Annotated in this window: 21 protein-coding genes and 1 pseudogene; 14 read left to right on the top strand and 8 right to left on the bottom strand. The window is 72.4% G+C overall.

Annotated elements, in window-relative coordinates; all coding sequences use genetic code 11:
• Positions 1-15: 15 nt before the first annotated feature.
• Positions 16-825: an Fpg/Nei family DNA glycosylase gene (locus OG899_RS17985; RefSeq protein WP_125499340.1), complete on the bottom strand. Its 810-nt coding sequence runs from the start codon at positions 823-825 to the stop codon at positions 16-18.
• Positions 826-1,065: 240 nt separating this feature from the next.
• Positions 1,066-1,551, bottom strand: coding sequence for a ribose-5-phosphate isomerase (locus OG899_RS17980; protein ID WP_125499341.1), 486 nt, complete (start codon positions 1,549-1,551; stop codon positions 1,066-1,068).
• A 235-nt stretch (positions 1,552-1,786) separates the two neighbouring features.
• Here OG899_RS17980 and OG899_RS17975 point away from each other — a divergent pair, with 235 nt between their 5' ends.
• The gene (locus tag OG899_RS17975; protein ID WP_125499342.1) at positions 1,787-3,259 is read left to right on the top strand and encodes an amino acid permease; all 1,473 of its coding nucleotides are present in this window, start codon (positions 1,787-1,789) and stop codon (positions 3,257-3,259) included.
• 334 nt (positions 3,260-3,593) lie between these two features.
• Here the strand turns inward: OG899_RS17975 and OG899_RS17970 are convergent, their stop codons facing one another.
• Positions 3,594-4,175: a biotin transporter BioY gene (locus OG899_RS17970; protein WP_125499343.1), complete on the bottom strand. Its 582-nt coding sequence runs from the start codon at positions 4,173-4,175 to the stop codon at positions 3,594-3,596.
• Positions 4,176-4,636: 461 nt separating this feature from the next.
• Here OG899_RS17970 and OG899_RS17965 point away from each other — a divergent pair.
• The 9 genes and pseudogenes from OG899_RS17965 to OG899_RS17925 form a co-directional block, all read left to right on the top strand.
• Positions 4,637-5,317 (top strand): annotated as a pseudogene (locus OG899_RS17965) (DUF4157 domain-containing protein); the annotation flags it as partial.
• A gap of 63 nt (positions 5,318-5,380) precedes the next feature.
• Positions 5,381-5,512 carry a hypothetical protein gene (locus OG899_RS17960; protein WP_285876749.1) on the top strand — a complete coding sequence of 44 codons (132 nt, stop codon included), beginning with the start codon at positions 5,381-5,383 and terminating at the stop codon, positions 5,510-5,512.
• Complete coding sequence (locus OG899_RS17955; RefSeq protein WP_125499344.1) at positions 5,509-5,922, top strand: hypothetical protein; 414 nt, start codon at positions 5,509-5,511, stop codon at positions 5,920-5,922. The genes OG899_RS17960 and OG899_RS17955 overlap by 4 nt, the downstream gene beginning before the upstream one ends.
• Before the next feature lie 438 nt (positions 5,923-6,360).
• Positions 6,361-7,431 (top strand): ABC transporter substrate-binding protein, encoded by a 1,071-nt coding sequence (locus OG899_RS17950; RefSeq protein ID WP_125499345.1) that lies wholly within the window; start codon positions 6,361-6,363, stop codon positions 7,429-7,431.
• 5 nt (positions 7,432-7,436) lie between these two features.
• Positions 7,437-8,309 (top strand): ABC transporter permease, encoded by an 873-nt coding sequence (locus tag OG899_RS17945; RefSeq protein ID WP_373296713.1) that lies wholly within the window; start codon positions 7,437-7,439, stop codon positions 8,307-8,309.
• Positions 8,285-9,019, top strand: a complete 735-nt coding sequence (locus OG899_RS17940) for an ABC transporter ATP-binding protein (protein WP_125499347.1) — start codon at positions 8,285-8,287, stop codon at positions 9,017-9,019. Before OG899_RS17945 ends, OG899_RS17940 begins: the two co-directional genes overlap by 25 nt.
• 142 nt (positions 9,020-9,161) lie before the next feature.
• A complete protein-coding gene (locus tag OG899_RS17935; protein ID WP_406311087.1) occupies positions 9,162-10,067 on the top strand; it encodes a TauD/TfdA dioxygenase family protein in 906 nt (301 codons plus the stop codon).
• Between the two features lie 118 nt (positions 10,068-10,185).
• Positions 10,186-11,580, top strand: a complete 1,395-nt coding sequence (locus tag OG899_RS17930) for an amino acid permease (RefSeq protein WP_168132164.1) — start codon at positions 10,186-10,188, stop codon at positions 11,578-11,580.
• Positions 11,581-11,706: 126 nt separating this feature from the next.
• Positions 11,707-12,354, top strand: coding sequence for a superoxide dismutase (locus OG899_RS17925; protein ID WP_125499350.1), 648 nt, complete (start codon positions 11,707-11,709; stop codon positions 12,352-12,354).
• A 205-nt stretch (positions 12,355-12,559) separates the two neighbouring features.
• Here OG899_RS17925 and OG899_RS17920 read toward each other — a convergent pair whose 3' ends face one another.
• Positions 12,560-13,231, bottom strand: coding sequence for a DsbA family protein (locus OG899_RS17920; protein ID WP_125499351.1), 672 nt, complete (start codon positions 13,229-13,231; stop codon positions 12,560-12,562).
• Positions 13,232-13,395: 164 nt separating this feature from the next.
• On the opposite strand from OG899_RS17920, the gene pepN (OG899_RS17915) reads away from it, so the two are divergent.
• Together pepN (OG899_RS17915) and OG899_RS17910 are read left to right on the top strand one after the other, a co-directional pair.
• The gene (gene pepN, locus OG899_RS17915) at positions 13,396-15,969 is read left to right on the top strand and encodes an aminopeptidase N (protein WP_125499352.1); all 2,574 of its coding nucleotides are present in this window, start codon (positions 13,396-13,398) and stop codon (positions 15,967-15,969) included.
• A gap of 223 nt (positions 15,970-16,192) precedes the next feature.
• Positions 16,193-17,248, top strand: coding sequence for a hypothetical protein (locus tag OG899_RS17910; protein WP_125499353.1), 1,056 nt, complete (start codon positions 16,193-16,195; stop codon positions 17,246-17,248).
• A gap of 48 nt (positions 17,249-17,296) precedes the next feature.
• Here OG899_RS17910 and OG899_RS17905 read toward each other — a convergent pair whose 3' ends face one another.
• Complete coding sequence (locus tag OG899_RS17905) at positions 17,297-17,788, bottom strand: NUDIX hydrolase (RefSeq protein WP_125499354.1); 492 nt, start codon at positions 17,786-17,788, stop codon at positions 17,297-17,299.
• Between the two features lie 362 nt (positions 17,789-18,150).
• Here OG899_RS17905 and OG899_RS17900 point away from each other — a divergent pair, with 362 nt between their 5' ends.
• Both OG899_RS17900 and pepN (OG899_RS17895) read left to right on the top strand, forming a co-directional pair.
• Complete coding sequence (locus OG899_RS17900) at positions 18,151-19,167, top strand: aspartate-semialdehyde dehydrogenase (protein WP_125499355.1); 1,017 nt, start codon at positions 18,151-18,153, stop codon at positions 19,165-19,167.
• A 133-nt stretch (positions 19,168-19,300) separates the two neighbouring features.
• Complete coding sequence (gene pepN / locus OG899_RS17895) at positions 19,301-21,880, top strand: aminopeptidase N (protein ID WP_125499356.1); 2,580 nt, start codon at positions 19,301-19,303, stop codon at positions 21,878-21,880.
• A gap of 299 nt (positions 21,881-22,179) precedes the next feature.
• Here the strand turns inward: pepN (OG899_RS17895) and OG899_RS17890 are convergent, their stop codons facing one another.
• The 3 genes from OG899_RS17890 to OG899_RS17880 all read right to left on the bottom strand — a co-directional run bounded on the left by OG899_RS17890 (position 22,180) and on the right by OG899_RS17880 (position 25,017).
• Positions 22,180-22,461 (bottom strand): hypothetical protein, encoded by a 282-nt coding sequence (locus OG899_RS17890; RefSeq protein WP_125499357.1) that lies wholly within the window; start codon positions 22,459-22,461, stop codon positions 22,180-22,182.
• A gap of 117 nt (positions 22,462-22,578) precedes the next feature.
• Positions 22,579-24,735, bottom strand: coding sequence for a 4-alpha-glucanotransferase (gene malQ / locus OG899_RS17885; protein WP_125499358.1), 2,157 nt, complete (start codon positions 24,733-24,735; stop codon positions 22,579-22,581).
• A complete protein-coding gene (locus OG899_RS17880) occupies positions 24,736-25,017 on the bottom strand; it encodes a hypothetical protein (RefSeq protein ID WP_206345821.1) in 282 nt (93 codons plus the stop codon).
• Between the last annotated feature and the right edge of the window lie 50 nt (positions 25,018-25,067).

Here is a 25,067-nt window from a genome sequence, read left to right as displayed (position 1 = left end):
GCGGCGGCAGCGGTCTCAGCGCTGCTGGCAGGTGGGGCACCAGAAGAGGTTGCGGGCGGCCAGGCCGGCCGTGCGGATCTCGGTGCCGCAGACGTGGCAGGGCTGCTGGGCCCGGCGGTAGACGTACACCTCGCCGCCGTGGTCGTCGACGCGGGGCGGGCGGCCCATCGCCTCGGGGGTGTGTTCGGGGCGGACGGTGTCGATGCGGTTGGCGCGGACGCCCTCGCGCATGAGCACCACGAGGTCGGCCCAGATCGCGTCCCATTCGGCGGGGGTGAGGTCCTTGCCGGCGCGGTAGGGGTCGATGCCGTGCCGGAAGAGGACCTCGGCGCGGTAGACGTTGCCGACGCCTGCGATGACCTTCTGGTCCATCAGCAGGGCCGCGATGGCGGTGCGGCTGCGGCGGATGCGGGCCCAGGCGGCGGCCGGGTCGGCGTCGGCGCGGAGCGGGTCGGGGCCGAGGCGGTCGTGTATCGCCTGCTTCTCGGCGTCGGTGATCAGGGCGCAGGTGGTGGGGCCGCGCAGGTCGACGTAGCCGGTGGGGCAGGCCAGGCGGAGCCGGACGGTGTCGGTGGGCGGCGGCGCGGGGGCGTCGCCGAAGGTGACCTTGCCGAACAGGCCGAGGTGGATGTGGACCCAGTCGCTGTCCCTGAAGTGCAGGAACAGATGCTTGCCGTGGGCGTCGGTGCCGGTCAGCACCGCCCCGGTGAGCAGGTCGGCCGCGTCGGAGAACTTGCCCTGGGGGCTGGTGACGGTCACGGGCCGGCCGGCGAAGCGGGCCGCGTAGTCCTTAGCCAGGCGGTGGATCGTGTGCCCTTCCGGCACGTGCGGTGTCCTTTCCTGCCGTTCCTGCCGTCCGGGGCCGATCCCCGACTTGTCGGCCGTGCGGGGCCGATCCCCCGATGCCGTCCGTGCGGGGTCGAGCCCGGTTGTCGGCCCTCCGGGGCCGATCCCCGGTTGTCGGCCGTGCGGGGCCGAGCCCCCGTTCCCTGCCGTGCGGGGAGCGGAGTTCCCGTTGCGGGTGGAGGGGCGCCCCGGTGGGCGCCCCGCTCGCCTTGTCGTGACCTACTGCTGCGGGTGGTGCGCCGGGATCGGCGGGAGCTCGCCGGTCGTCTCGTAGCGCGAGAGCATGTCGATGCGGCGGATGTGGCGCTCGTCACCGGAGAACGGCGTGTTGAGGAAGACCTCGACGAACTTGGTGGCCTCCTCGACCGTGTGCATGCGCGCACCGATCGCGACGACGTTGGCGTTGTTGTGCTGGCGGCCGAGGGCCGCGGTCTCCTCGCTCCAGGCGAGGGCGGCACGGACACCCTTGACCTTGTTGGCCGCGATCTGTTCGCCGTTGCCGGAGCCGCCGATCACGATGCCGAGGGAGTCGGGGTCGCCGGCCGTGCGCTCGGCCGCGCGCAGGCAGAACGGCGGGTAGTCGTCCTGGGCGTCGTAGATGTGCGGCCCGCAGTCGACGGGCTCGTGCCCCGCCGCCTTCAGCCACTCGACGAGGTGGTTCTTGAGTTCGAAGCCCGCATGGTCGGAGCCGAGATACACGCGCATGGTCCGAGTGTGGCACGGCCCGTTCGCCGAGGACACGCCGGGTGCGGTCGCCGAAGGGTGGGCTCATATATCACATGACGCAAGCGATTGTGATGAAAACAACGAACCTCAAGAGAACCTCATGTAACGATTACGTTTCGAAGGTTCACGAATCCGTTGGCCTCAGATTCACTGGACCAGCTCGTGCAGCGCGCTCGTACGGGTTACCGCTCACCCGGCGTAAAGGAATCTGTCCATGACCTCGCAGCCGACCCTGCCGAAGGCTGGAAGCGGCCAGGCGGGCCCCGCCTCACCCCACGGATCCGGGCTCCAGGCCGGACTCAAGAACCGTCATCTGTCGATGATCGCCATCGGCGGTGTCATCGGCGCCGGCCTGTTCGTCGGCTCCAGCACCGGCATCGCCACCGCCGGCCCCGGCATCCTGATCTCCTATGCACTCGTCGGTGCCCTCGTCGTGCTCGTGATGCGCATGCTCGGCGAGATGTCCGCCGCGAACCCGACCTCCGGCTCCTTCTCCGCGCACGCCGACCGTGCGCTGGGCAGCTGGGCGGGCTTCACCATCGGCTGGCTGTACTGGTTCTTCTGGGTCGTCGTGCTGGCCGTGGAGTCCACCGCGGGCGCGACGATCCTGGCCAACTGGGTGCCGGCCGTCCCCCAGTGGGGCTGGGCCCTGATCGTGATGGTGGTGCTGACCGCCACCAACCTGGTCTCCGTCGGCTCCTACGGCGAGTTCGAGTTCTGGTTCGCCGGGATCAAGGTCGTCGCGATCGCCGCGTTCATCGTCATCGGTCTGCTGGCCGTCCTGGGCATCCTGCCCGGCGTCCACGCCGAGCAGGCGACCTTCTCCAACCTGACCAGCCACGGCGGCTTCCTGCCGCACGGCCCCGGTTCCATCCTCACCGGTGTGCTGCTCGTCGTGTTCTCCTTCATGGGCAGCGAGATCGCCACCCTGGCCGCGGGCGAGTCCGAGGACCCGCAGCGCGCGGTGACCAAGTCGACCAACAGCATCATCTGGCGGATCGCCGTCTTCTACCTCGGCTCGATCTTCGTCGTGGTCTCCCTGATCCCCTGGGACGACGAGTCGATCACCGACAAGGGCTCGTACGTCGCGGCGCTGGACTCCCTGGGCATCCCCCACGCCGGGCAGATCATGGACCTCATCGTGCTGGTCTCGGTGCTGTCCTGTCTGAACTCCGGCCTGTACACCGCCTCCCGCATGGCCTTCTCGCTCGGTGAGCGCGGGGACGCACCGCGGGCGTTCGCCCGCACCACCGCCCAGGGTGTGCCGAGGACCGCGATCCTCGTCTCGGTCGCCTTTGGCTTCCTCGCGGTGTTCTTCAACTACGAGTTCCCGGACACCGTCTTCCTCTTCCTGGTCAACTCCTCCGGCGCCGTCGCCCTGTTCGTGTGGCTGGTGATCTGCTTCTCGCAGCTGCGGATGCGGCGGATCATCCAGCGCGAGGCCCCGGAGAAGCTGGTCGTGAAGATGTGGCTGTACCCGTACCTGACGTGGGGTGCCGCCGCTCTGATCCTCTGCGTCTTCCTCTACATGCTGACCGACACCCAGCACGACGGCCGGGAGACCGTGCTGCTGTCGCTGCTCGTCGCGGTGGTCGTGCTGGTGATCGCCGTGATCAAGCAGAACCTGACCGGCCGACGCTCGGCGGCTGCCGCAGCCGACCGCGAGAAGGTCCCGGCCGGCGACTGACCGGACCGGGCACACGAACCACCGGACACACGCGCGAGGAGGGAGCCCCGCGGGGCTCCCTCCTCGCGCGTGTACGGGAAGGCGACCGGGTGTGCGCCGACGTGCCGCACGCCCGCGGCACAGGAGTGCACAGCTACGGCGCACGGGAACCACACGGGCACCGCGCATCCGCAGCAGACAGGCACCGCACACCCCGGCGCACGGGCACCGCACAGCCACACACACGGCACCGCGTGCCCGCGGCAGACAGGCGCCGCGCATCTGCGGCACATGGACCGAAGGCCCGCCGGTCCGTAGCGGTACCCGGCGGGCCTTCGGTGCGGGGGCTGTGATGTCAGCGCTTGCCGACGAGCTTCCAGGCGGTGGGCAGCAGGCCCATGGCCAGGGCCGCCTTGAGGGCGTCGCCGATCAGGTACGGGACGAGGCCGGCCGCGATCGCGGCGGAGGCGGACATGCCGGCGGACACGGCCAGGTAGGGCACGCCGACGGCGTAGATGACCGCCTCGCCCAGGATCATCGCGCCCGCCATGCGCAGCGGGGAGCGGTCGGCGCCGCGCCGGGCCAGGGCGCCCACGACGGCGGCGGCGAGCAGCATGCCGAGGACGTACCCGAAGGTGACCAGGCCCGGCCCCGAGGCGCCGCCCGCGAACCACGGCACACCGGCCAGACCGGCGAGGGCGTACAGCGCCAGCGACAGCACGCCGCGGCGGGCACCGAGCGTGGTGCCGACGAGCAGGGCGGCGAACGTCTGCCCGGTCACCGGCACCGGGGAGTGGGGCACCGGCACCGCGATCTGGGCCGCCAGGCCGGTGAGCACGGCGCCGCCGACCACGAGGGCGGCATCGCGCACACGGGACGCGGGCAGAAGATCAGCGAGAACGGCGCCGGACCGGGCGCCGGCAGCAGCGGTGCTCATGGGGACTCCACGGGGGTGAAGTGGACATGTGGGAACACCGTGACGCTATACCGGCGCCCCACCACCCCTCACCGTCAGCGCTCGACAAAGGGCCGATCACACCCTGGTGGGCTCCGCACAAAGCCCTTGCCCTACACCCGGCACGGCGTGAGAACGGTCACCACAGCCGTGCGGGGACGGCCACAGCGGCCACAGCAGCCACAGACCGGAGGCCGGGCATCCGCTGTGCCGGGGCCGGGCGGCCGCGGTGACCGGGGCCGCGTGCTCGCCGCGGCCGGTGCCTGCGGCGGCCGGGAAACACTGCCCGTTCGGCACCTGTCACTGCCCCGGCGTCCCTGGTGTCCGCGCCGCCCGTCGCGTCACCCTGAGAAGCACGCACCGCTCGGGGAGTCCGCTCCCGCCGGCCGACACCGCGTCCGGACCTCCGGGCCGCCCGACGAGTGACGAGGTACGGAGACACTGTGCACGACCGGGAGAGGGTCACGCCGACGACGGCGAGCAGGAGCATCGCGGCCCGCACTTCTTCGGTCACCGCGTCGGCGCATCGGCAGCAGTCCACGCCGGCCCAGGCCCTCCTCGCGCTGCAGCGCACGGCGGGCAACGGCGCCGTCGTCCAGACCCTCCGCCAGGCCGGGAACGCCCAGGAGCAGCATCGGCACGGCCCCGGCTGCGGCCACCAGACCTCCGGGCAGCCGCACGTCCAGCGCTCCGCCGTGCACGAGGTGCTGCGCGGCAGCGGCAGGCCGCTCGGCGGGGACGTCCGCGCCGACATGGAGGCCCGGCTCGGCGCCGACTTCTCCGACGTCCGCATCCATGACGACGCCGCCGCCAAGGCCTCGGCCGCCGAGCTGGGGGCGCGCGCCTACACCTCGGGCAACCACATCGTGATCGGTGAGGGCGGCGCCGACCGCCACACCCTCGCGCACGAGCTGACCCATGTGATCCAGCAGCGCCAGGGCCCGGTGGCGGGCACCGACAACGGCGCCGGCCTGAGGGTCTCGGACCCGTCGGACCGCTTCGAGCGGGAGGCCGAGGCGAACGCGACGCGCGTCCTGTCCCGGCCCGCGCCGGAGCGGACCGGTCACGATCACGAAAGCGGCCGGGGGCCGGCCGATGCCGCCGCCGGGGCACCGGTGCAGCGTGCGGAGGCGGAGGACGGGCCGCAGCTCACCGTCTCCAGGGGCGTGGTCGCCAAGGGCACGTAGGTGTACAAGGGGGGCCGGGACACGGCGGCCGACTTCCCCGGCACGGTCGCCAACCATGTGAACGGGCCGGGAGGCGACGACTGGCACGCCTGCTGCTTCGGCAGTGAGGTCGAGGTCTCGCTGGGCTCATGAACCCGGACGAGGACGAGTCCGCCACGGTGATGTCGAGCAGGAAGGCCCCTGAGCGCACCCTGCTCGCGGCGCGGCTCGTCGAGGACCTGAGCGTTCTGGACGTCACCGGGGAGGCCGCCTCCTCCGGAGCGGTGCCCAAGGAGACGAAGGCCGGCCTCATCAAGCGCGAACTCGGCATCGATCAGGACATGAACCTGATGCAGTGGGCCGCGCGGAACAACCGCGCCCTGCGCATGGACTCCGCGGAAGGCGAGAGCGGCAAGGAAATCATTGTGCCCTGGCAGCTCGTCTCCCCGTACTTCCAGGTCACCGAGGCGTCCGAGCAACCGACCTGGAACAGGCAGACGTCCATGTTCGAGGGCGGCTCGCACACTGTCCGACGGACGTTTTCCGGCCGCCCGATCCGCTGAAAACCCGCCGTCACACACCCTTCATGAACGGCGTCACACGAAGTTCGTGTTCTCACAAAATTCGGCGTGTTGACAGCGGCTGTCCGCACCCGGGAGCATGATTGCCATGAGCCCGTTCACGAGCTGTCGCGCCCTGTGTCGCTGACCCGTTGACGCGCCCCGGAGCGCTTTTCCTCCGGCTGTTCCGTGCACCCGGGAACACGCTTTCCTCCTTCCGATCTCCCGGTTTCCCTGCCTCCGGTTTCCTCGCCTCCGACGTCCGTGGTCCGGCCGCTTGTCCCCACTCTTCCGCGCCCTTTTCCGGGTGCGTGCCGTCGCCTGTGCGCGTCAGCAGCGGCAGGTTGTTCCCCAGCCCCTGCCGTCCTGTTCGCCGTCGCGTGCGCGGTCGTGTTCGCCGGCGCGTTCTTTCTTCCCTTTCCGACCCTGCGGAGTTCCCCCATGTCCCTGTCCTCAGCGTCTCCACCCGGCCTCGGCCGGCGGGTGTTCCTGACCGCCCTGCTCGGCACCGCAGCCGCGACGGCCGGGCTGAGCGGCTGCGCCGGATCCCGTGCCTCCGCCTCGCCCGCCGATCTGTCCGCGCCGCTGGCGGACGAGGTACCGCCCGGTACCAGCCTGAACATCGCCAGCTATCAGAACGTGCAGCAGCTGCAATTCCGTCTGGCCGGTTTCTCGAAGCTGCCGTTCACCGTCTCGCACTGGCTGAACATCGGCGCGGGGCCCGATGTCATCAATGCCTTCCGCGCCAAGTCCCTGGATGTGGCGGACAATGCCGGGATTCCTCCGATCCAGGCGCACTACCAGGGTTTCGACGCGAAGATCGTGGCGATCGACATCACCCGTAAACCGAATTATCTCTTCGCCACCAGGCCCGGCAGCGACATCCACACGGTCGAGGATTTCAAGGGCAAACGGCTCGCCTTCTCGCAGGGGCAGGCCCAGGGAGTCGTCCTGCTGCGCGCCCTGAAAAAGGCGGGCCTGGCCCACCGGGAGGTGGAACTGATTCCGCTGACCAGCAATCAGTTCCTCACCGCGCTGCAGTCCGGTCAGGTCGACGTGGCCCCGCTCGCCAACGAGCAGGCGCCGGCGTATCTGCGGCAGTACGCCGCTGAAGGCGCCCGCGTCATCCGCACCGACGTCGTGGATCTGCTCAAGCTGCTGTGGGCACCGGTCTCCGTGCTCGCCGACCGGGCCAAGGCCGCCGCGATCGCCGCGTACATCCCCTACTGGGCCAAGGGTCTGGTGTGGCAGTGGGAGCACCCGGACCTGTGGAACCGGGAGTTCTACGTCAAGACGCAGAACCTGACCCTCGCCCAGGCCGAGGCGGTCACCGCGCTCGCCAACAAGCCGCTGTTCCCGCCCAGCTGGGACGAGGCGATCCGGTGGGAGCAGGAGACCGCGGACCTGCTCGCCGAGGGCGGGTTCGTCAAGCGGTTCACGGTCGACTCGCTGTTCGACCGGCGTTTCGAGTCCCTGGCCGCCGACGCCGTGCCGGCGCAGTACCGGAGGTGAGGGCCGTGACCACCACCGCACCCTCGACCTCCGCGTCCCCTGCGGCGGACGGCGCCACGGCGAGCACCGGCACCGAGGCCCGCCCGGGTCGGAGGCGGAGTCGCCGCTCCCTCACGCCCGGCCGCCGTGTGCCCGCGGGCCGGCTGATCGGACCCGCCGTCGTCCTGGCGCTGTGGGCGGTCGGTTCCGCCGCCGGGCAGCTCGACCCGGGCGCGATCCCGGCGCCCTGGACGGTGGCGCGGACGGCGGTACGGCTGTGGACCGAGGGCACCCTGCCCTCCGACATCACGACCTCGTTGCGGCGTGCCGCCCTCGGTTTCGTCATCGGTCTGGCCGCCGGCGTGGTGCTGGCCCTGGCCTCCGGGCTCAGCCGGATCGGCGAGGCCCTGATCGACGGGACGGTGCAGCTCAACCGGGCCGTACCGACCCTCGGTCTGATCCCGCTGTTCATCCTGTGGCTGGGCGTCGGCGAGACCTTCAAGATCGCCATCATCGCGATCGTCGTCTACATCCCGGTCTATCTGAACACCCATGCCGCGCTGTCCGGCATCGACACCCGGTTCGTCGAACTGGCCGAGGTGCAGGGCCTGTCCCGGGCGCAGTTCATCCGCCAGGTGGTGATCCCCGGCGCGCTGCCCGGCTTCTTCGTCGGGCTGCGGCTCGCCGTGACCGGGTCCTGGCTGGGCCTGGTGGTGCTGGAGCAGATCAACGCCACCAGCGGCCTCGGCTACCTGATGTTCCAGGCGCAGAACTACGGCCAGACCGACATCATCCTGGTCGGTCTGCTGATCTACGGCGTGTTCGGCCTGGTCTCCGACAGCGTGGTCCGCCTGATCGAACGGAGGGTGCTGTCATGGCGCCGCACACTGAGCGTCTGACCCGGCCCGCCGTCCGGCTCCGTGGCCTGACCCGCTCCTTCGCGGGACGCACGGTCCTCGACGGCATCGACCTGGACCTGCCGCCCGGCCAGTTCACGGCCCTGCTCGGGCACAGCGGTTCCGGCAAGAGCACCCTGCTGCGGGCCATCGCCGGCCTCGACCACGGTGTCGAGGGCAGCGGGGAGATCAGCGCCCCGCAGCGGGTGTCCGTGGTCTTCCAGGATTCCCGGCTGCTGCCCTGGCGGCGGGTGCTGCCCAACGTCCTGCTGGGCACGGACGGCAAGGACGCCGCCGAGCGCGGCCGGGCCGCCCTGGCCGAGGTCGGCCTGGCGGGCCGGGAGAAGGCGTGGCCGAGCGAGCTGTCCGGCGGCGAGGCCCAGCGTGCCGCGCTGGCCCGCTCGCTGGTGCGCGAGCCGGAACTGCTGCTGGCCGACGAGCCGTTCGGCGCGCTGGACGCGCTGACCACAATCCGTATGCACGGTCTGCTGCGCGCGCTGTGGCAGCGGCACCGGCCGTCGGTGCTGCTGGTCACCCATGACGTGGACGAGGCCCTGGTGCTCGCCGACCGGATCCTCGTCCTGGACTCCGGCCGTATCGGCCTGGACCTCACCCTGGACCGCCCCCACCCGCGCTCGCCGCGCGATCCGGTGCTGGGCGCCTTCCGGGAACGCCTGCTGGCCGCCCTCGGCGTCACCGAGGACGCCGCCTGACCCGCCACCGCGCGCCGCACCCGGCGCCCCGCTCCCCCGGTCCTCGCTTCCTCCGGTCCCGTCCCCGGTCCCTGCGCTTCCCGCCCGGGTCCCCGTGCCGTCCCCGATCCCCGTTTCGAGAACCCGCATGAAAGGACCGTCCATGTCCCTGAAGATCACCAAGGTCACCGCCCGCATCGGCGCCCGGGTGTCCGGCGTCGACCTCACCGGTCCCCTCGACGACGAGCAGGTGGCCGAGATCCGCGAGGCCCTGAACGTCCACAAGGCGCTGGTGTTCGACGCCACCGGCCTGGACGACGCCGGCCAGGAGGCGTTCCTGCGCCGGTTCGGGGAGCTGACCACCGCCCACCCGACCGTGCCGGCGGTCGAAGGCGCGCCGAACGTGCTGCCCGTGGACAGCGAGCGGGGCCGCTCCAACCACTGGCACACCGACGTCACCTTCGTGCTGAACCCGCCGCAGCTCACCAGCCTGCGCAGCATCACGATCCCGCCGTACGGCGGCGAGACCCTGATCGCGAACGCGGCGGCCGCCTACCGGGACCTGCCCGAGCCGCTGCGCCGCCTCGCGGACACCCTGTGGGCCGAGCACACCAACGACTACGACTACGCCGTGCCGGACGAGGCGATCGACGAGGCGGAGGCCGCCCGCCGGGCCCAGTTCACCTCCATCCGCTACCGCACCGCCCACCCGGTGGTCCGCGTCCACCCCCTCACCGGGGAGCGCGGGCTGTTCATCGGCGGGTTCGCGCAGCGGATCGTCGGGCTGTCGGCCGGCGAGTCCCGCAAGATCCTGGAGCTGCTCCAGGCGTACGTGACCCGTCCGGAGAACGTGCTGCGCCACCGCTGGTCGGAGAACGAGCTGGTGCTGTTCGACAACCGGATCACCCAGCACTACGCCATCGACAGCTACGACGACCTGCCCCGCCGGCTGCACCGGGTGACCGTCGCCGGCGAGGTGCCGGTGGGTGCCGACGGCGAGCGGAGCCGGGCGATCGAGGGCGACGCCTCCCACTACACGGCCGTCGCCCCGGTTCCGGTCGCCGCGTAGGCTGCTGTTCACCCTGTGTGCGGCTGATGTCCGGATCGTGGGCGGCCGTCTCGTCCGGCCGGGCCGGCTGTCCACACTGGGACCTTTGCCCCTGTTCCCGTCCTGGACACGCCGCCCCATGCCACGCAGTACCATCGCCGTCGAGACGCCCGCGCAGCGGGCGGACGACGCCTCCTTGTCGCACGGTCTCAAGCAGCGCCATCTGTCGATGATCGCCCTCGGGGGCGTCATCGGGGCCGGTCTGTTCGTCGGTTCCGGCGCCGGCATCGCCGCCGCCGGGCCGTCGATCATCGTCGCCTACTCCCTGTCCGGCATCCTCGTGATGCTGGTGATGCGGATGCTGGGCGAGCTGTCGGCCGCCTACCCGTCCTCCGGCTCCTTCTCCACGCACGCCGAGCGGGCGCTCGGCCCGTGGGCCGGGTTCACGGTGGGCTGGGCGTACTGGGTGCTGCTGTGCACGGCGGTGGGCCTGGAGGGCATCGGTGCCGCGACCATCGTCACCGGCTGGCTGCCGGGCACCCCGCAGTGGATGTGGGTGGCGCTGTTCATGGTGCTCTTCTGCGGCACGAACCTCGCCGCGGTGAAGAACTTCGGCGAGTTCGAGTTCTGGTTCGCGGCCCTGAAGGTGGCCGCGATCGTGCTGTTCCTGGTGCTGGGCGTGCTGGCGATCGCGGGCGTGCTGCCGGGCACCGACGCGCCGGGCACCTCGCATCTGAGCGACTTCCTGCCGCACGGCGGGCACGGCCTGATCGTGGGCCTGCTCGCCTCCGTCTTCGCCTACGGAGGTCTGGAGACGGTGACCATCGCGGCGGCCGAGTCGGAGGACCCGGTGCGCGGCGTGGCGGGCGCGGTGCGCACCGCGATGTGGCGCATCGCCCTGTTCTACATCGGTTCCATGGCCGTCGTGGTCACCCTGGTGCCGTGGGACGACCCGGAGGTCGTCGACAAGGGCCCGTACGTGGCCACGCTGGACCACCTCGGCATCCCCGCCGCCGGGCAGCTGATGAACGTGGTGGTCCTGGTGGCGCTGCTGAGCGCGATGAACGCCAACATCTACGGCTCCTCGCGCATCGCCTACTCGCTGGTGCGGCGCGGCCAGGGCCCCAAGGCGCTGGCGCGGGTCGCCGGCGGAGTGCCGCGCGCCGCGGTGCTGACCTCGTCGGCCTTCGGTTTCGTCTGTGTGCTGCTGAGCTACTGGCGGCCCGACGACGTCTTCCCGTGGCTGCTGAACATGATCGGCGCGGTGGTGCTGGTCGTGTGGATCTTCATCGCCCTCTCGCAGCTGATGCTGCGCACCCGGCTGGAGCGTGAGGAGCCACAGAAGCTGGTCGTGCGGATGTGGGGCTTTCCGTGGCTGACCTGTCTGGCCATGGCCGGCATGGTGGCGATCTTCTGGCTGATGGCCCAGGAGCCCGACACCCGGGTGCAGCTGTACTCGACGGGCGCGATGACGCTGGTCCTGGCGGCGGCCGGCTGTCTCTGGCAGCGGACCCGGGCCCGCACCCGCACCTGACCCGCCCGCCTGCGCGCCACAAGGCCCCCTCGGTGTGACCGTGGGGGCCTTCGTCTTGCCCACCTCCAACCTTCTGCTGCTAGCTTGTAGCTGCAACCTCATTGCAATAAGAGCCGAGGGGACTCCATGCCCGTCTACACGCTGCCGGACCTGCCCTACGATTACGCGGCGCTCGCCCCGGTGATCAGCCCCGAGATCATCGAGCTGCACCACGACAAGCACCACGCGGGTTATGTGAAGGGCGCCAACGACACGCTCGAACAGCTGGCCGAGGCGCGCGAGAAGGAGCAGTGGGGATCGATCAACGGCCTTGAGAAGAACCTGGCCTTCCACCTCTCGGGGCACATCCTGCACAGCATCTACTGGCACAACATGACCGGCCCGAAGGAGGGCGGCGGCGAGCCGCTGGAGGCCGACGGCGTGGGCGAGCTGGCGGAGGCGATCAAGGAGTCCTTCGGGTCCTTCGCCCGTTTCAAGGCACAGCTGTCCAAGGCTGCGGCCACCACGCAGGGCTCGGGCTGGGGTGTGCTGGCGTACGAGCCGCTGAGCGGCCGGCTGATCGTCGAGCAGGTCTACGACCACCAGGGCAACGTCGGCCAGGGATCCACCCCGATCCTGGTCTTCGACGCCTGGGAGCACGCCTTCTACCTGCAGTACAAGAACCAGAAGGTCGACTTCATCGAGGCCATGTGGCAGGTGGTCAACTGGCAGGACGTGGCCAGGCGCTACGCCGCCGCCAAGTCCCGCACGGACGTGCTGCTGCTCGCGCCCTGAGGGCGCGCCCGGGACCGCCCTGCCTCGTGATCGTCTTCTCACCTCTTCGCGGCGGCGGGCGGAAAAGGAGCCCCCGTGGGGATGCGTCCCACGGGGGCTCTCCTCGTCGATCGGGGCGGGCAGGCACCGCGCGGGACGTCGCCCCGCGGGCACGCTCGGCCCGCCGGGGGCGTGGTGGCCGCCGCGCCCCTGCCGGTGCGGAGGATCAGTCGTCGAAGACGGGGCCCTGGGTGCGGGTCCGCTTGATCTCGTAGAAGCCGGGGATCGAGGCGACCGCGATGGTGCCGTCCCACAGCTTGGCGGCCTGCTCGCCCTTCGGAGCGGGGGTGACGACCGGGCCGAAGAAGGCGATCTGCTCGCCGTCGGGGCCGGGCAGCGCGATCACCGGGGTGCCCACCTCCTGGCCGACCTTGTCGATGCCCTCCTTGTGGGAGGCGCGCAGCTCGGCCTCGAACTCGAAGTCGTCCTGGTCGGCGTACTCCACCAGCTCGGTGGGCAGGCCGGCCTCCTCCAGGGCGGCGATCATGGCCTCGCGCGTCGGGCCCTCGCCCCGGTTGTGGAAACGGGTGCCGAGCGCGGTGTAGAGCGGGCCGAGGACGTCGTGGCCGTGCTTCTGCCAGGCCGCGGTCACCACCCGGACCGGACCCCAGGCCGTGGTGGTCATCATCTCCCGGTACTCCTCGGGCAGCTGGTCCAGCTTGTCCTCGTTGAGCACCGCCAGGCTCATGATGTGCCAGTGCACCTCGATGTCCCGCAGCTTCTCCACCTCCAGCACCCACCGGGAGGTCATCCAGGCCCAGGGGCACAGCGGGTCGAACCAGAAGTCGACAGGGGTCTTGCCGGAGGCGGTCGTCGTGGCGGAGGCGGTCTCGGACATGGCTCTCCTCGGTATGCGGTCTTTGATGACCGCAACACCGATCACGGACGTGGTCATTCCCTGCCGCCGTCCCTCGGGAGCGCATGGCGCTGCCGTCCCCTCAGGAGCGCATGGCAGGATCGGTGCCGTCCGCATCGTGAACACTCGACGAGGGAGTTGCGCCTGTGCCCGGTGAGAATCTGTCCCGCGAGGAGGCCCGGGAGCGGGCCGCGCTGCTGTCCGTCGACGGGTACGAGGTGTCCCTCGACGTGCGGTCGGCCGTCGGCGAGACGCAAGGAGAGGAGCCGCGCACCTTCCGCTCCGTCACCACGATCCGCTTCCGCTGCAACGAGCCGGGTGCCTCCAGCTTCGCGGACCTGATCGCGCCGAGCGTCACGGCCGTCTCCCTCAACGGCAAGGATCTCGACCCCAGCGAGGTCTTCGACGGCTCCCGGATCCTGCTGGAGGACCTGGCCGCCGACAACGAGCTGATCGTGGACGCCCGGTGCGCCTACTCGCGCACCGGCGAGGGCCTGCACCGCTTCGTCGACCCGGAGGACGGCGAGGTCTACCTGTACACCCAGTACGAGCCGGCCGACGCCCGCCGGGTCTTCGCGAACTTCGAGCAGCCCGACCTGAAGGCGCCCTTCCGCTTCGAGGTGACGGCGCCGGAGGGCTGGACGGTGTGGAGCAACGGGGCCGGTGAACGGCACGACGGAGTGTGGCGGTTCGCGGAGACCAAGCCCATCTCGACCTACATCACGTGCGTGGTCGCCGGCCCGTACCACTACGTGACCGACACCTACGAGCGGCAGCTGGCGGACGGCTCACGGCTGCGGATCCCGCTCGGCGCGATGTGCCGCAAGAGCCTGGCCAAGCACTTCGACGCCGACGACGTCTTCCTGGTCACCAAGCAGGGCCTGGACTTCTTCCACGACCGCTTCGACTACCCGTACCCGTTCGGCAAGTACGACCAGGCGTTCGTGCCCGAGTACAACCTCGGCGCGATGGAGAACCCGGGCCTGGTGACCTTCCGGGAGGAGTACATCTTCCGCGGCAAGGTGACGCAGGCGTCCTACGAGGCCCGGGCCAACGTCGTCCTGCACGAGATGGCGCACATGTGGTTCGGCGACCTGGTGACCATGGAGTGGTGGGACGACCTGTGGCTCAAGGAGTCCTTCGCGGACTTCATGGGCGCCTTCGCGCTGGTCGGCGCCACCCGCTTCACCGACGGCTGGATCACCTTCGCCAACCGGCGCAAGGCCTGGGCGTACCGGGCCGACCAGTGGCCCTCCACCCATCCGATCACCGCGGACATCCGCGATCTGCAGGACGCCAAGCTCAACTTCGACGGCATCACCTACGCCAAGGGCGCCAGTGTGCTCAAGCAGCTGGTGGCCTACGTCGGCCAGGACGCCTTCCTGGAGGGCGCCCGCCGCTACTTCAAGCGGCACGCCTACGGCAACACCCGCCTGGGCGACCTGCTGGCGGTCCTGGAGGAGACCAGCGGCCGGGACATGGCCGCGTGGGCGCGGTCCTGGCTGCAGACGGCCGGCTTGAACGCGCTGACCCCGCAGGTGACGCTGGACGCCGACGGGCGGATCCAGGAGCTGGCCGTGCTGCAGGAGGCGGCCGAGTCGCACCCCGAGCTGCGTCCGCACCGGGTGGCGGTGGGCCTGTACCGGCGCTCGGCGGCCGGGGCGCTGGAGCGGTACGCGCGCACCGAGGTGGACGTGGCCGGCGCCCGGACCGTGGTGACGGAGCTGGCCGGGCAGGACGCGCCGGACCTGGTCCTGGTCAACGACGACGACCTGACCTACTGCAAGATCCGCTTCGACGCCACCTCGCTGGCCACGCTCCGCACGGACCTGGGTGCCCTGACCGACCCGCTGGCCCGTGCCCTGTGCTGGTCGGCGCTGTGGAACCTGACCCGGGACGCACTGCTGCCGGCGCGGGACTTCCTCGACCTGGTGCTGCGGTTCGCGGGCCGGGAGACCGAGATCGGCGTGCTGCAGATGCTGCACGCGTGGGCCGAGTCCGCACTGGTGCACTATGTGGCGCCCGACCGGCGGGAGACGGCCGGGCAGGCACTGGCCGAGGGTGCGCTGGCCGAGCTGCGGAACGCCGAGCCGGGCAGCGAGCACCAGCTCGCCTGGGCGCGGTTCTTCGCCTCCGTGGCCTCGGCGCCGGCCGACCTGGAGCTGCTGAAGGGCCTGCTGGACGGGACCGAGCGGATCGAGGGTCTGGACGTCGACCAGGAGCTGCGCTGGGCGTTCCTGGAGCCGCTGGCCGCGCACGGCGTGGCGGACGAGGCGAGGCTGGCCGAGGAGCTGGCCCGGGACGACACCGCCTCCGGCAAGCGCCACCAGGTGCGCTGCCTGGCCGCGCGGCCCTCCGCCGAGGTCAAGGCACGGGCCTGGCACGACGTGGTGGAGTCCGACGCGCTGTCCAACGCGCTGGTGGAGGCGACGATCGCGGGCTTCGCCCGGCCCTCGCAGCGCGAGCTGCTGGCGCCGTACGCCGAGAAGTACTTCGCGGTGATCGAACGGGTGTGGGCCGAGCGGTCCATCCAGATCGCCATGGACGTCGTCCAGGGCCTGTTCCCGGCGCTGCAGGCCTCGCCCGCGACGCTCGAGGCGACCGACGCCTGGCTGAGCGCCCACGAGAGCGCCCCGCCGGCGCTGCGCCGGCTGGTCCTGGAGGCCCGCGACGACCTGGCGCGGGCGCTGCGCGGCCAGGAGTGCGACGCACGCGCGTGAGCCGTCCGGGGTGACCGCCCGGTGCCCGCCGCGTGCGGTCGTCACGGCCGCGAACCCGCTGTCGCGCAACCGTGACACACAGGCCGTAACCCCTGGTCCGTCCCGCACGGACCAGGGGTTTTCGCGGTCGCACGGGTGTATGAGCGGACGGTGTTGTCCGGATCGTGCAACCCTCCTGTCACAACGGTGACGGCGCGCCGCGGACTCGGGCACGGTGGCGGGCATGAACCACGACACCCCGCTCTCCTTCCGTCGGCCGGATGGCCCGGCCGAGGCGGCGCCGTGCCGGGTGATGACCACCGCCCAGCTGCGTGCCCTGGGGGTGCCCGCCGCCGAGACGGCCGAGCGCTGCCGCCCCGGCGGGCCCTGGCAACACCTGCTGCCCGGTGTCCATCTGCTCCGTCCCGGCCCGCCGACCGGCCCCGACCGGCTGCGGGCGGCGCTGCTGTACGCGACACGCGGGGCCTGGCCGGATCCGGGGTCCGGGGTGCCGGCCCAGCCCACCGCCCGTAAGCCGTGCCGCCCGCCCCGCTGCGCGGCGATGATCACCGGGCCGGCCGCGCTCGCGCTGCACGGCTTCGCGGCCGTGCCGCCGCTGCCGACGCTCAGGACGATCGACGTGCTGGTGGGGCGGCTGCGCCGGCCGCGTTCGGCGGGCTGGGTCCGGATCCGGCGCACGGCCGCCCTGCCGGAACCGGTGACGATCCTGGGGGTGCCGGTGGCGCCGGTGCCGCGTGCCGTGGCCGACGCGGTCGGGCGGCTGACGGACGTGACCGCGGTGCGGCGGCTGCTGACCGAGGCGGTGCGCGACGGACACTGCGAGCCGGCCGCGCTGGTGCGGGAGCTGTCCGCGGCCCGGCTGCTGGACCGGCCGCCCCTGGTGGGCGCGGCGGAGGCGCTGTTGGCCGAGGGCCGGGCCCTGGCCGAGGACCGGCTGTACCGGATGGTCCGCGTCCACGGGCTGCCGGAACCCGTGTGGAACGTGGAGCTGCGGCTGCCGGGCGGCCCGGCGCTGGGCGGTGCGGACGCCTACTGGCCCGAGCGGGCGGTCGCGGTGGAGCTGGACGCGTGCGCAGGCCGCCCGGGCGAGGCCGGCGCCGCCGGGGAGCGGCACACGCGCCGGCGCGAGCTGCTTCAGCGTCTGGGCGTCACGGTCGTCCCGCTGTCGCCGCGGGCACTGCGGGACGCCCCTCGGCAGCAGGCGACGGTGGTCCGCACGGCGCTGCGGGCGGCGGCCGTCCGCGAGCCCGCGGCGCCTGTGGTGGTGCTGCCGCGGTGAGGGGGCCGTCCGGGCCTCAGGGGCGGTGCGGCGCGGCGTTGGGCCTCATCAGCGGTGCGGCGCGCTGCCGGGGGCGGGCGGCGCACCCGGCGGGGTGAGCGTCCGGCCCGCCGCCGGGCGTTCCCGCCACAGCCGCAGCCCGACGTCGACCAGGGGGACCCGTGGCAGGCCGGGCACGTCCGTCAGCGGATGCCAGGCGGCCCGGTCGGTGGAGCCGCCCGTCTCGTGGCGCAGCTCGCCTCCGACGACCTGCGCCTCGTAGACGATGCGGAGGCTGTGGTGGTCGGCCGGGCTGCGCAGCCGGCGCCGCCGGTGGTGCCGACGGGAGTCGACGCCGAGCAGGGCGACCGGTTCGGCCGTGTAGCCGGTCTCCTCCTCGACCTCGCGGATCACGGTGTCGTAGGGGTCCTCGCCGTGCTCCATGCCGCCGCCGGGCAGGGTCCAGTGCCGGGTGCCGTCGGGGGCGACCCAGCGGGCCAGCAGGATCGATCCGTCCTGGACGCACACGGCGTACGCCGCCACCCGCAGCTCCTGTCGCATGGCAGGACGCTACGGCAGACGGGCCCCCAAACGGCAGGGGTTCGGGCCGGGACGTCGGGCCGGCGTGCACCGGCGACGCGCCGTCGGCGCCGAGGCGTACGTCACACCGTCGTGTGCGCCGGTGTGCGGGCGGGCAGGCGCCGGGCCGTACGACTTGCGACGCAACGCCGTCACCGGGTTGAGCATCTGCGCCGGGGACGGCTGCGCGCCGCAGGACCGCGGGCCCGGGACCATGTCTCGCACACCGGGCCCGACAGGCAAAGAATTGGACAGACCGCCCGGGCCGCACCGCATGATGGCTGATGGGGCCGCATGATGGACGGGTCCTGGTCATGCAACGACAGAGACGCGAGGGAGTCACCGTGAGGGTCGGAATCGTCGGAGCCACCGGTCAGGTCGGCACGGTCATGCGCAGGATCCTCACGGAGCGCAGGTTCCCGGTCACCGAGCTGCGGCTGTTCGCCTCGGCCCGGTCGGCGGGCCGGGTGCTGGACGGCGTGACCGTGGAGGACGCCGCGCAGGCCGACTACACGGGCCTGGACATCGTGCTGTTCTCGGCGGGCGGCGCCACCTCCAAGGCGCTGGCCGAGAAGGTCGCCTCGCAGGGTGCCGTGGTGATCGACAACTCCTCCGCCTGGCGCCGCGACCCGGACGTGCCGCTGGTGGTGGCCGAGGTGAACCCGCACGCCCTCAAGAACCGCCCCAAGGGCATCGTCGCCAACCCGAACTGCACGACCATGGCCATCATGCCGGTCCTCAAGCCGCTGCACGAGGAGGCCGGGCTCCAGGCGCTGGTCGCCGCCACCTACCAGGCGGTGTCCGGCTCCGGTCTGGCGGGCGTGGCCGAGCTGCACGGGCAGGCGCAGAAGGTCGTCGCCGAGGCCGACCGGCTGACCCACGACGGCGCGGCGGTGGACTTCCCCGAGCCGGGCGTCTACAAGCGTCCGATCGCCTTCAACGTGCTGCCCTTCGCCGGCAACCTCGTCGACGACGGTCTGAACGAGACCGACGAGGAGCAGAAGCTGCGGCACGAGTCCCGCAAGATCCTGGAGATCCCGGAGTTGAAGGTGTCCGGCACCTGCGTGCGCGTGCCGGTCTTCAGCGGTCACTCCGTTCAGGTCAACGCCCGGTTCGCGCGGCCGGTCAGCGTGGAGCGCGCCACCGAGCTGCTGGCCCAGGCCCCCGGCGTGACCCTGTCGGACATCCCCACCCCGCTGCAGGCCGCCGGCCAGGACCCCTGCTACGTGGGCCGCATCCGCCGCGACGAGACGGTGGACAACGGCCTGGCGCTGTTCGTCTCCGCGGACAACCTCCGCAAGGGCGCGGCCCTGAACGCGGTCCAGCTGGCGGAGCTGGTGGCGGCGGAGCTGACCGCGTAAGCCCCGCCTCCCGGGAGTCCCCCGGACCCGTACGCCCTTCGAGCGGGCGGTCGCCGCACAGCGGTGACCGCCCGCTCGCCGTGTCCGCGACGTGGAAGGATGACCGCATCCGTACACAGGAGGAGATGAACGCGTGCCTGGCACAAACCTGACTCGCGAGGAGGCTCAGCAGCGGGCGAAGCTGCTCACCGTCGACTCGTACGAGATCGAACTCGACCTCTCCGGGGCGCAGGAGGGAGGCACCTACCGGTCCGTGACCACGGTGCGCTTCGACGTGGCGGAGAACGGTGCCGAGTCCTTCATCGATCTGGTCGCGCCGACCGTCCACGAGGTGGTCCTCAACGGGGACACGCTGGATCCCGCCGAGGTCTTCCAGGACTCCCGGATCGCGCTGCCCGGTCTGCTGCAGGGCCGCAACGTCCTGCGGGTCGTCGCCGACTGCGCGTACACCAACACCGGTGAGGGCCTGCACCGCTTCGTCGACCCGGTCGACGACCAGGCGTATCTGTACACGCAGTTCGAGGTCCCGGACGCCCGGCGGGTCTTCGCCTGCTTCGAGCAGCCGGATCTGAAGGCCACCTTCCAGTTCACCGTGAGGGCGCCCGAGGGCTGGACCGTGGTGTCCAACTCGCCCTCCCCGGAGCCGAAGGACAACGTCTGGGTCTTCGAGCCGACGCCGCGCATCTCGACGTACATCACCGCGCTGATCGCCGGCCCGTACCACAGCGTGCACAGCGTGTACGAGAAGGACGGGCAGGTCGTGCCGCTCGGCATCTACTGCCGGCCGTCGCTGGCCGAGCACCTCGACGCCGACGCGATCTTCGAGGTGACCCGGCAGGGCTTCGACTGGTTCCAGGAGAAGTTCGACTACGCCTACCCGTTCAAGAAGTACGACCAGCTGTTCGTGCCCGAGTTCAACGCGGGCGCGATGGAGAACGCGGGCGCGGTCACCATCCGCGACCAGTACGTCTTCCGGTCCAAGGTGACCGACGCGGCGTACGAGGCGCGGGCGGAGACGATCCTGCACGAGCTGGCCCACATGTGGTTCGGCGACCTGGTCACCATGGAGTGGTGGAACGACCTGTGGCTGAACGAGTCGTTCGCCACCTACACCTCCATCGCCTGCCAGGCGCACGCCCCCGGCTCGCGCTGGCCGCACGCGTGGACCACCTTCGCCAACTCCATGAAGACCTGGGCGTACCGGCAGGACCAGCTGCCGTCCACGCACCCGATCATGGCGGAGATCCGCGACCTGGACGACGTGCTCGTCAACTTCGACGGCATCACCTACGCCAAGGGCGCCAGTGTGCTCAAGCAGCTGGTGGCCTACGTCGGCATGGACGAGTTCTTCCGCGGCGTGCAGACGTACTTCAAGCGCCACGCCTACGGCAACACCCGCCTGAGCGACCTGCTGGGCGCCCTGGAGGAGACCTCCGGCCGCGACCTGAAGAACTGGTCGAAGAAGTGGCTGGAGACGGCCGGGATCAACATCCTGCGCCCGCAGATCGAGACCGACGGCGACGGCGTCATCACCTCCTTCGCCGTCCGCCAGGAGGCCCCCGCCCTTCCCGCGGGCGCCAAGGGCGAGCCGGTGCTGCGCCCGCACCGCATCGCGATCGGCCTGTACGACCTGGACGGCGACTCCGGCAAGCTGGTGCGCACCGACCGCATCGAGCTGGACGTCGACGGCGAGCTGACCCCGGTGCCGCAGCTGGCCGGCCGGCGCCGCCCCGCGGTGATCCTGCTCAACGACGACGACCTGTCCTACGCCAAGGTCCGCCTGGACGAGGAGTCGCTGCGGTGCGTCACCGAGCACCTGGGCGACTTCGAGGAGTCCCTGCCGCGGGCGCTGTGCTGGGCCTCCGCCTGGGACATGACCCGGGACGCCGAGCTGGCCGCCCGCGACTATCTGTCGCTGGTGCTGTCCGGCATCGGCAAGGAGTCCGACATCGGCGTGGTGCAGTCGCTGCACCGGCAGGTGAAGCTGGCCCTCGACCAGTACACCGACCCGGCCGCCCGGGACGCGCTGCTCGCCCGCTGGACCGACGCCACGCTGGCGCATCTGCGGGCAGCGCGGCCGGGCAGCGACCACCAGCTGGCCTGGGCGCGCGCCTTCGCGGCGACCGCCCGCACGCCGGAGCAGCTGGACCTGCTGGTCGGCCTGCTCCAGGGCACGGAGACGATCGAGGGTCTGGTCGTGGACACCGAGCTGCGCTGGGCGTTCGTGCAGCGGCTCGCGGCCACCGGCCGGTTCGACGAGGCGGAGATCGCGGCCGAGTACGAGCGGGACAGGACCGCGGCCGGCGAGCGGCACGCGGCCACCGCCCGCGCCGCCCGTCCCACCGAGGAGGCGAAGGCCGAGGCCTGGGCGTCGGTCGTCGACTCCGACAAGCTGCCCAACGCCGTCCAGGAGGCGGTCATCGCGGGCTTCGTCCAGACCGACCAGCGTCAGCTGCTGGCGCCGTACACCGACCGCTACTTCGAGGTGGTCAAGGACATCTGGGAGTCCCGCTCCCACGAGATGGCCCAGCAGATCGCGGTCGGGCTGTACCCGGCGGTGCAGGTGTCCGAGGAGACGCTGCGCAAGACCGACGCGTGGCTCGAGTCCGCGGAGCCGAACGCGGCGCTGCGCCGGCTGGTGTCGGAGTCGCGGGCCGGAGTCGAGCGGGCGCTGAAGGCCCAGGCGGCGGACGCGGCGGCAGCCGGCCGCTGACCCGCTGGTGCGGGACCCGCGCATGCGGCCGTGCCGGCCCTCGCGTCGGCACGGCCGTCCGGCGGCGGTACCGCCCCGCGGGATGCGGACGGACCGGCACGGCCCGGTCGCAGTCCGCCCCGGGTCACCTCACCGCACGGGGCGCGGCACCCGCCGGCCGGGGCACGCGCGCACGCAACACGCCGAGGGCGCCGACCCCTTCCCCCGTACGGCACACGCGTGTGCATCCGTACGGCGGCGGGGCCGACACCCTCGGCGGACGACGTGTCGGTGGCGCGCCCTGTGTGTGCCGACGCCGGTCAGGCCTTGGCCCCGGCCTCGGCCTTCGTCCTCACGTTCCGGCTGGTGTCCTGCTTCTTGATGTCCGGCTTGGTCAGCAGCAGAACCAGACCCGCGATCACCACGAACAGCAGGATCGGCAGGCCGACGAAGTAGCCCAGCGTCTCGATGACGCTCAGGCCCGGGCCGGGGTCGTCACCGTCGTCGCGGGTCAGCGCGAGCGCGGGAGACGACATGAGCAGCATCATCAGCGTCGTACCGGCGGCCAGAGCGCCGGCGCGCAGGGCGTTCTTCTTGTCCACGGTGCAAACGTAGCGAACGCCTGAACGCTCCGCGCGTCCGGGGTGCCGTATGCGCCGAGGGGCGCGCGCCGGAGCGTGCCGTGGGCGAGCAGGCTCCGGCGCTCGTCCACCGCATGCTCAGGCCGTCTCCACCCGTCTGCGCCCGCCCCGCTCGGCCCCGTTCGCGACCCGCACGGTGTCCCGCACACCGGAGCGCAGCACCTCGGCCAGCGCACGCACGCGAGGCGAGGCGGCGAGGTCCTCCAGGGTCACGGGACGGCCTCGGGCGTCGGCCATGGGCAGGCGCCAGTTCGGGTACTGGTCCCGGGTGCCGGGCAGGTTCTGCGGCCGGCGGTCCCCGACGGCGTCCGGGAGCCAGAGCCCCACCATGCGGGCGGGAGTGCGCGCCAGGAAGCGGTGCACCGCCTGGATCGCCTCCTCCTCCGGCACGGCGGACCGCTCCTCTCCCGGGCCGTGCAGCAGGCCCAGCTCGGCGAGCAGGGCCAGCCACTCCGCGGTGTCCGCGGCGGCCTCGGCGCGTTCCTGCTCCAGCGGCCGGGTGAGCAGCCCGAGGCGGTGGCGCAGGGTGACGTGCTCGCCGGTGAGGCGGGCCGCGGTGGGCGGCAGGTCGTGGGTGGTGGCGGTGGCCAGGCAGCCGGTGCGCCAGCGTTCGGGGGGCAGGGGGCGGCCGTCGCCCTCGAAGTCCCGTTCGAACCACAGCACCGAGGTGCCGAGCACCCCGCGCTCGCGCAGCGCCTCGCGCACGCCCGGCTCGACCGTGCCCAGGTCCTCGCCGATCACCACGGCCCCCGCGCGGGAGGCCTCCAGCACCAGCAGCGCGAGCATGGCCTCGGCGTCGTAGCGGACGTAGGTGCCCTCGGTGGGCGGGCGGCCCCGCGGGATCCACCACAGCCGGAACAGGCCCAGGACGTGGTCGATGCGCAGCGCGCCGGCGTGACGGAACAGGGCGCGCAGCAGCCGGCGGAACGGGGCGTAGCCGCAGGCGGCCAGGCGGTCGGGGCGCCACGGCGGCAGGTCCCAGTCCTGGCCGCGGGCGTTGAACGCGTCCGGCGGGGCGCCCACCGACATCCCGGCCGCGCAGTACTCCTGCTGCGCCCAGGCGTCGGCGCCCTGCGGATGCATGCCGACCGCGAGGTCGTGCACGATCCCGATGTCCATGCCGGCCTCGCGCGCCGCGCGCTGGGCCTCGGCCAGCTGCAGGTCGGTGAGCCAGGCCAGCCGGCGGTGGAAGTCCACCCGGTCCCTCAGCTCGTGGCGGGCGCGGGCGGTCTCGGCCGAGCGGGGGTCGCGCAGCCCGGCCGGCCAGGTGCGCCAGTCGGAGCCGTGCACCTCCGCGAGCGCGCACCAGGTGGCGTGGTCCTCAAGCTCCTGGCCCTGCTCGGCGAGGAACGCCTCGTAGGCGGCACGCCGCTTGGGTGCGAGCCGGACCTCGTGGACCAGCTCCAGGGCCTGCCGCTTCAGCCGCCACACCGCGTCCCGGTCGATCAGCGCGCCCCGCTCCAGCACCGCCACGCGCAGGGCGGCGGCCTCGGCGAGCAGCGACCGCATCCGCTCGTGGCCGGCCACCGAGGCGTACTCGGGGACGTTCTCCACCTGCAGGTGCACGGGGTCGGGGAAGCGGCGTGAGGAGGGACGGTAGGGCGAGGGGTCGGTGGGTGATCCGGGCACGGCCGCGTGCAGCGGGTTGACCTGCACGAACCCGGCGCCGAGCGTGCCTCCGGCCCAGCCGGCCAGCTCGGCGAGGTCACCGAGGTCGCCCATACCCCAGGAGCGGCGGCTCAGCAGGGAGTACAGCTGCACCAGCAGGCCGTAGCCGCGGCCCGCGGGGGCCGGCAGCCGGGGCGGAGCGACGATCAGGTGGGCGCGGCCGGTGCGCCCGCCGGGGGCGGTGGCGGTCAGCCGGTGCACGCCCCAGGGCAGGTCGTCCGCGGTGGTGCGCACCTCGCCCTGCTCGGTGTCGACGCGGAGCCGGGTGCCGGAGGGCAGCGCGGTCAGGGCGGCGGGCGGGTCCTCGCCCCGGACGAGGACGACGGTGGGCGGCAGCAGCCGTTCGGCGCGTTCCCGCTCCCCGGCGGCGAGCGCGGCACGGGCGGCCTTTTCGCTGCTCGCGTCGACGCCGAGGGCGGCCAGGGCGGCGACGACCGCGTCGGCGGGGACGGTGACCGTGCGGCCCGGAGCCGGGCTGTAGGAGGTGGCGACGCCGTGCAGGGCGGCGAGCCGGGCCAGTGTGCGTCCGGGGGGCGCCCCGGGCGGTTCGACCGGCTGCGGCGCCATCTACGGCTCCGCGCGTCCGGGGGCCGTGGCGGACCGCTCGGCGGCGCACTGGGCCGGCAGCAGACCGCATCCGTCGGCCCGCGTGGTGGCCTCGCTGGTCAGGGGCGCGGTCTCGGCGAGCGGCGGTTCGCTGGTGAGCGGTGCGGTGTCGGGCAGCGGGGGTTCGCTGGTCAGCGGCGCCTCCGCGCAGGCGCTCTCCGCCCCGCCCAGGGGGGACTCGTAACCGGCGAACGCCTCGGGTCCGGACAGGGCCGAGAGCAGAAGCTGAGCCGATGCGGCCACGGGGGCCTCCTTGTCGAATGCGGCTACGGGATACCGCAGCCCTACCCCGT

This window comes from Streptomyces thermoviolaceus, assembly GCF_045209695.1.
Taxonomy (GTDB): Bacteria; Actinomycetota; Actinomycetes; order Streptomycetales; family Streptomycetaceae; genus Streptomyces; species Streptomyces thermoviolaceus.
Note: the sequence above shows the minus strand (reverse complement) of the source record. Positions and strands in the feature narration are given on the sequence as shown.

What these genes read in the sequence shown, in the direction of transcription:
- OG899_RS17980 (WP_125499341.1), bottom strand. Translation starts at nt 1,551, where the DNA reads ATGCGCGTGTATCTCGGCTCCGACCATGCGGGCTTCGAACTCAAGAAC.
- OG899_RS17975 (WP_125499342.1), top strand. Translation starts at nt 1,787, where the DNA reads ATGACCTCGCAGCCGACCCTGCCGAAGGCTGGAAGCGGCCAGGCGGGC.
- OG899_RS17970 (WP_125499343.1), bottom strand. Translation starts at nt 4,175, where the DNA reads ATGAGCACCGCTGCTGCCGGCGCCCGGTCCGGCGCCGTTCTCGCTGAT.
- OG899_RS17955 (WP_125499344.1), top strand. Translation starts at nt 5,509, where the DNA reads ATGAACCCGGACGAGGACGAGTCCGCCACGGTGATGTCGAGCAGGAAG.
- OG899_RS17950 (WP_125499345.1), top strand. Translation starts at nt 6,361, where the DNA reads ATGTCCCTGTCCTCAGCGTCTCCACCCGGCCTCGGCCGGCGGGTGTTC.
- OG899_RS17940 (WP_125499347.1), top strand. Translation starts at nt 8,285, where the DNA reads ATGGCGCCGCACACTGAGCGTCTGACCCGGCCCGCCGTCCGGCTCCGT.
- OG899_RS17935 (WP_406311087.1), top strand. Translation starts at nt 9,162, where the DNA reads ATGTCCCTGAAGATCACCAAGGTCACCGCCCGCATCGGCGCCCGGGTG.
- OG899_RS17930 (WP_168132164.1), top strand. Translation starts at nt 10,186, where the DNA reads ATGCCACGCAGTACCATCGCCGTCGAGACGCCCGCGCAGCGGGCGGAC.
- OG899_RS17925 (WP_125499350.1), top strand. Translation starts at nt 11,707, where the DNA reads ATGCCCGTCTACACGCTGCCGGACCTGCCCTACGATTACGCGGCGCTC.
- OG899_RS17920 (WP_125499351.1), bottom strand. Translation starts at nt 13,231, where the DNA reads ATGTCCGAGACCGCCTCCGCCACGACGACCGCCTCCGGCAAGACCCCT.
- OG899_RS17910 (WP_125499353.1), top strand. Translation starts at nt 16,193, where the DNA reads ATGAACCACGACACCCCGCTCTCCTTCCGTCGGCCGGATGGCCCGGCC.
- OG899_RS17905 (WP_125499354.1), bottom strand. Translation starts at nt 17,788, where the DNA reads ATGCGACAGGAGCTGCGGGTGGCGGCGTACGCCGTGTGCGTCCAGGAC.
- malQ (WP_125499358.1), bottom strand. Translation starts at nt 24,735, where the DNA reads ATGGCGCCGCAGCCGGTCGAACCGCCCGGGGCGCCCCCCGGACGCACA.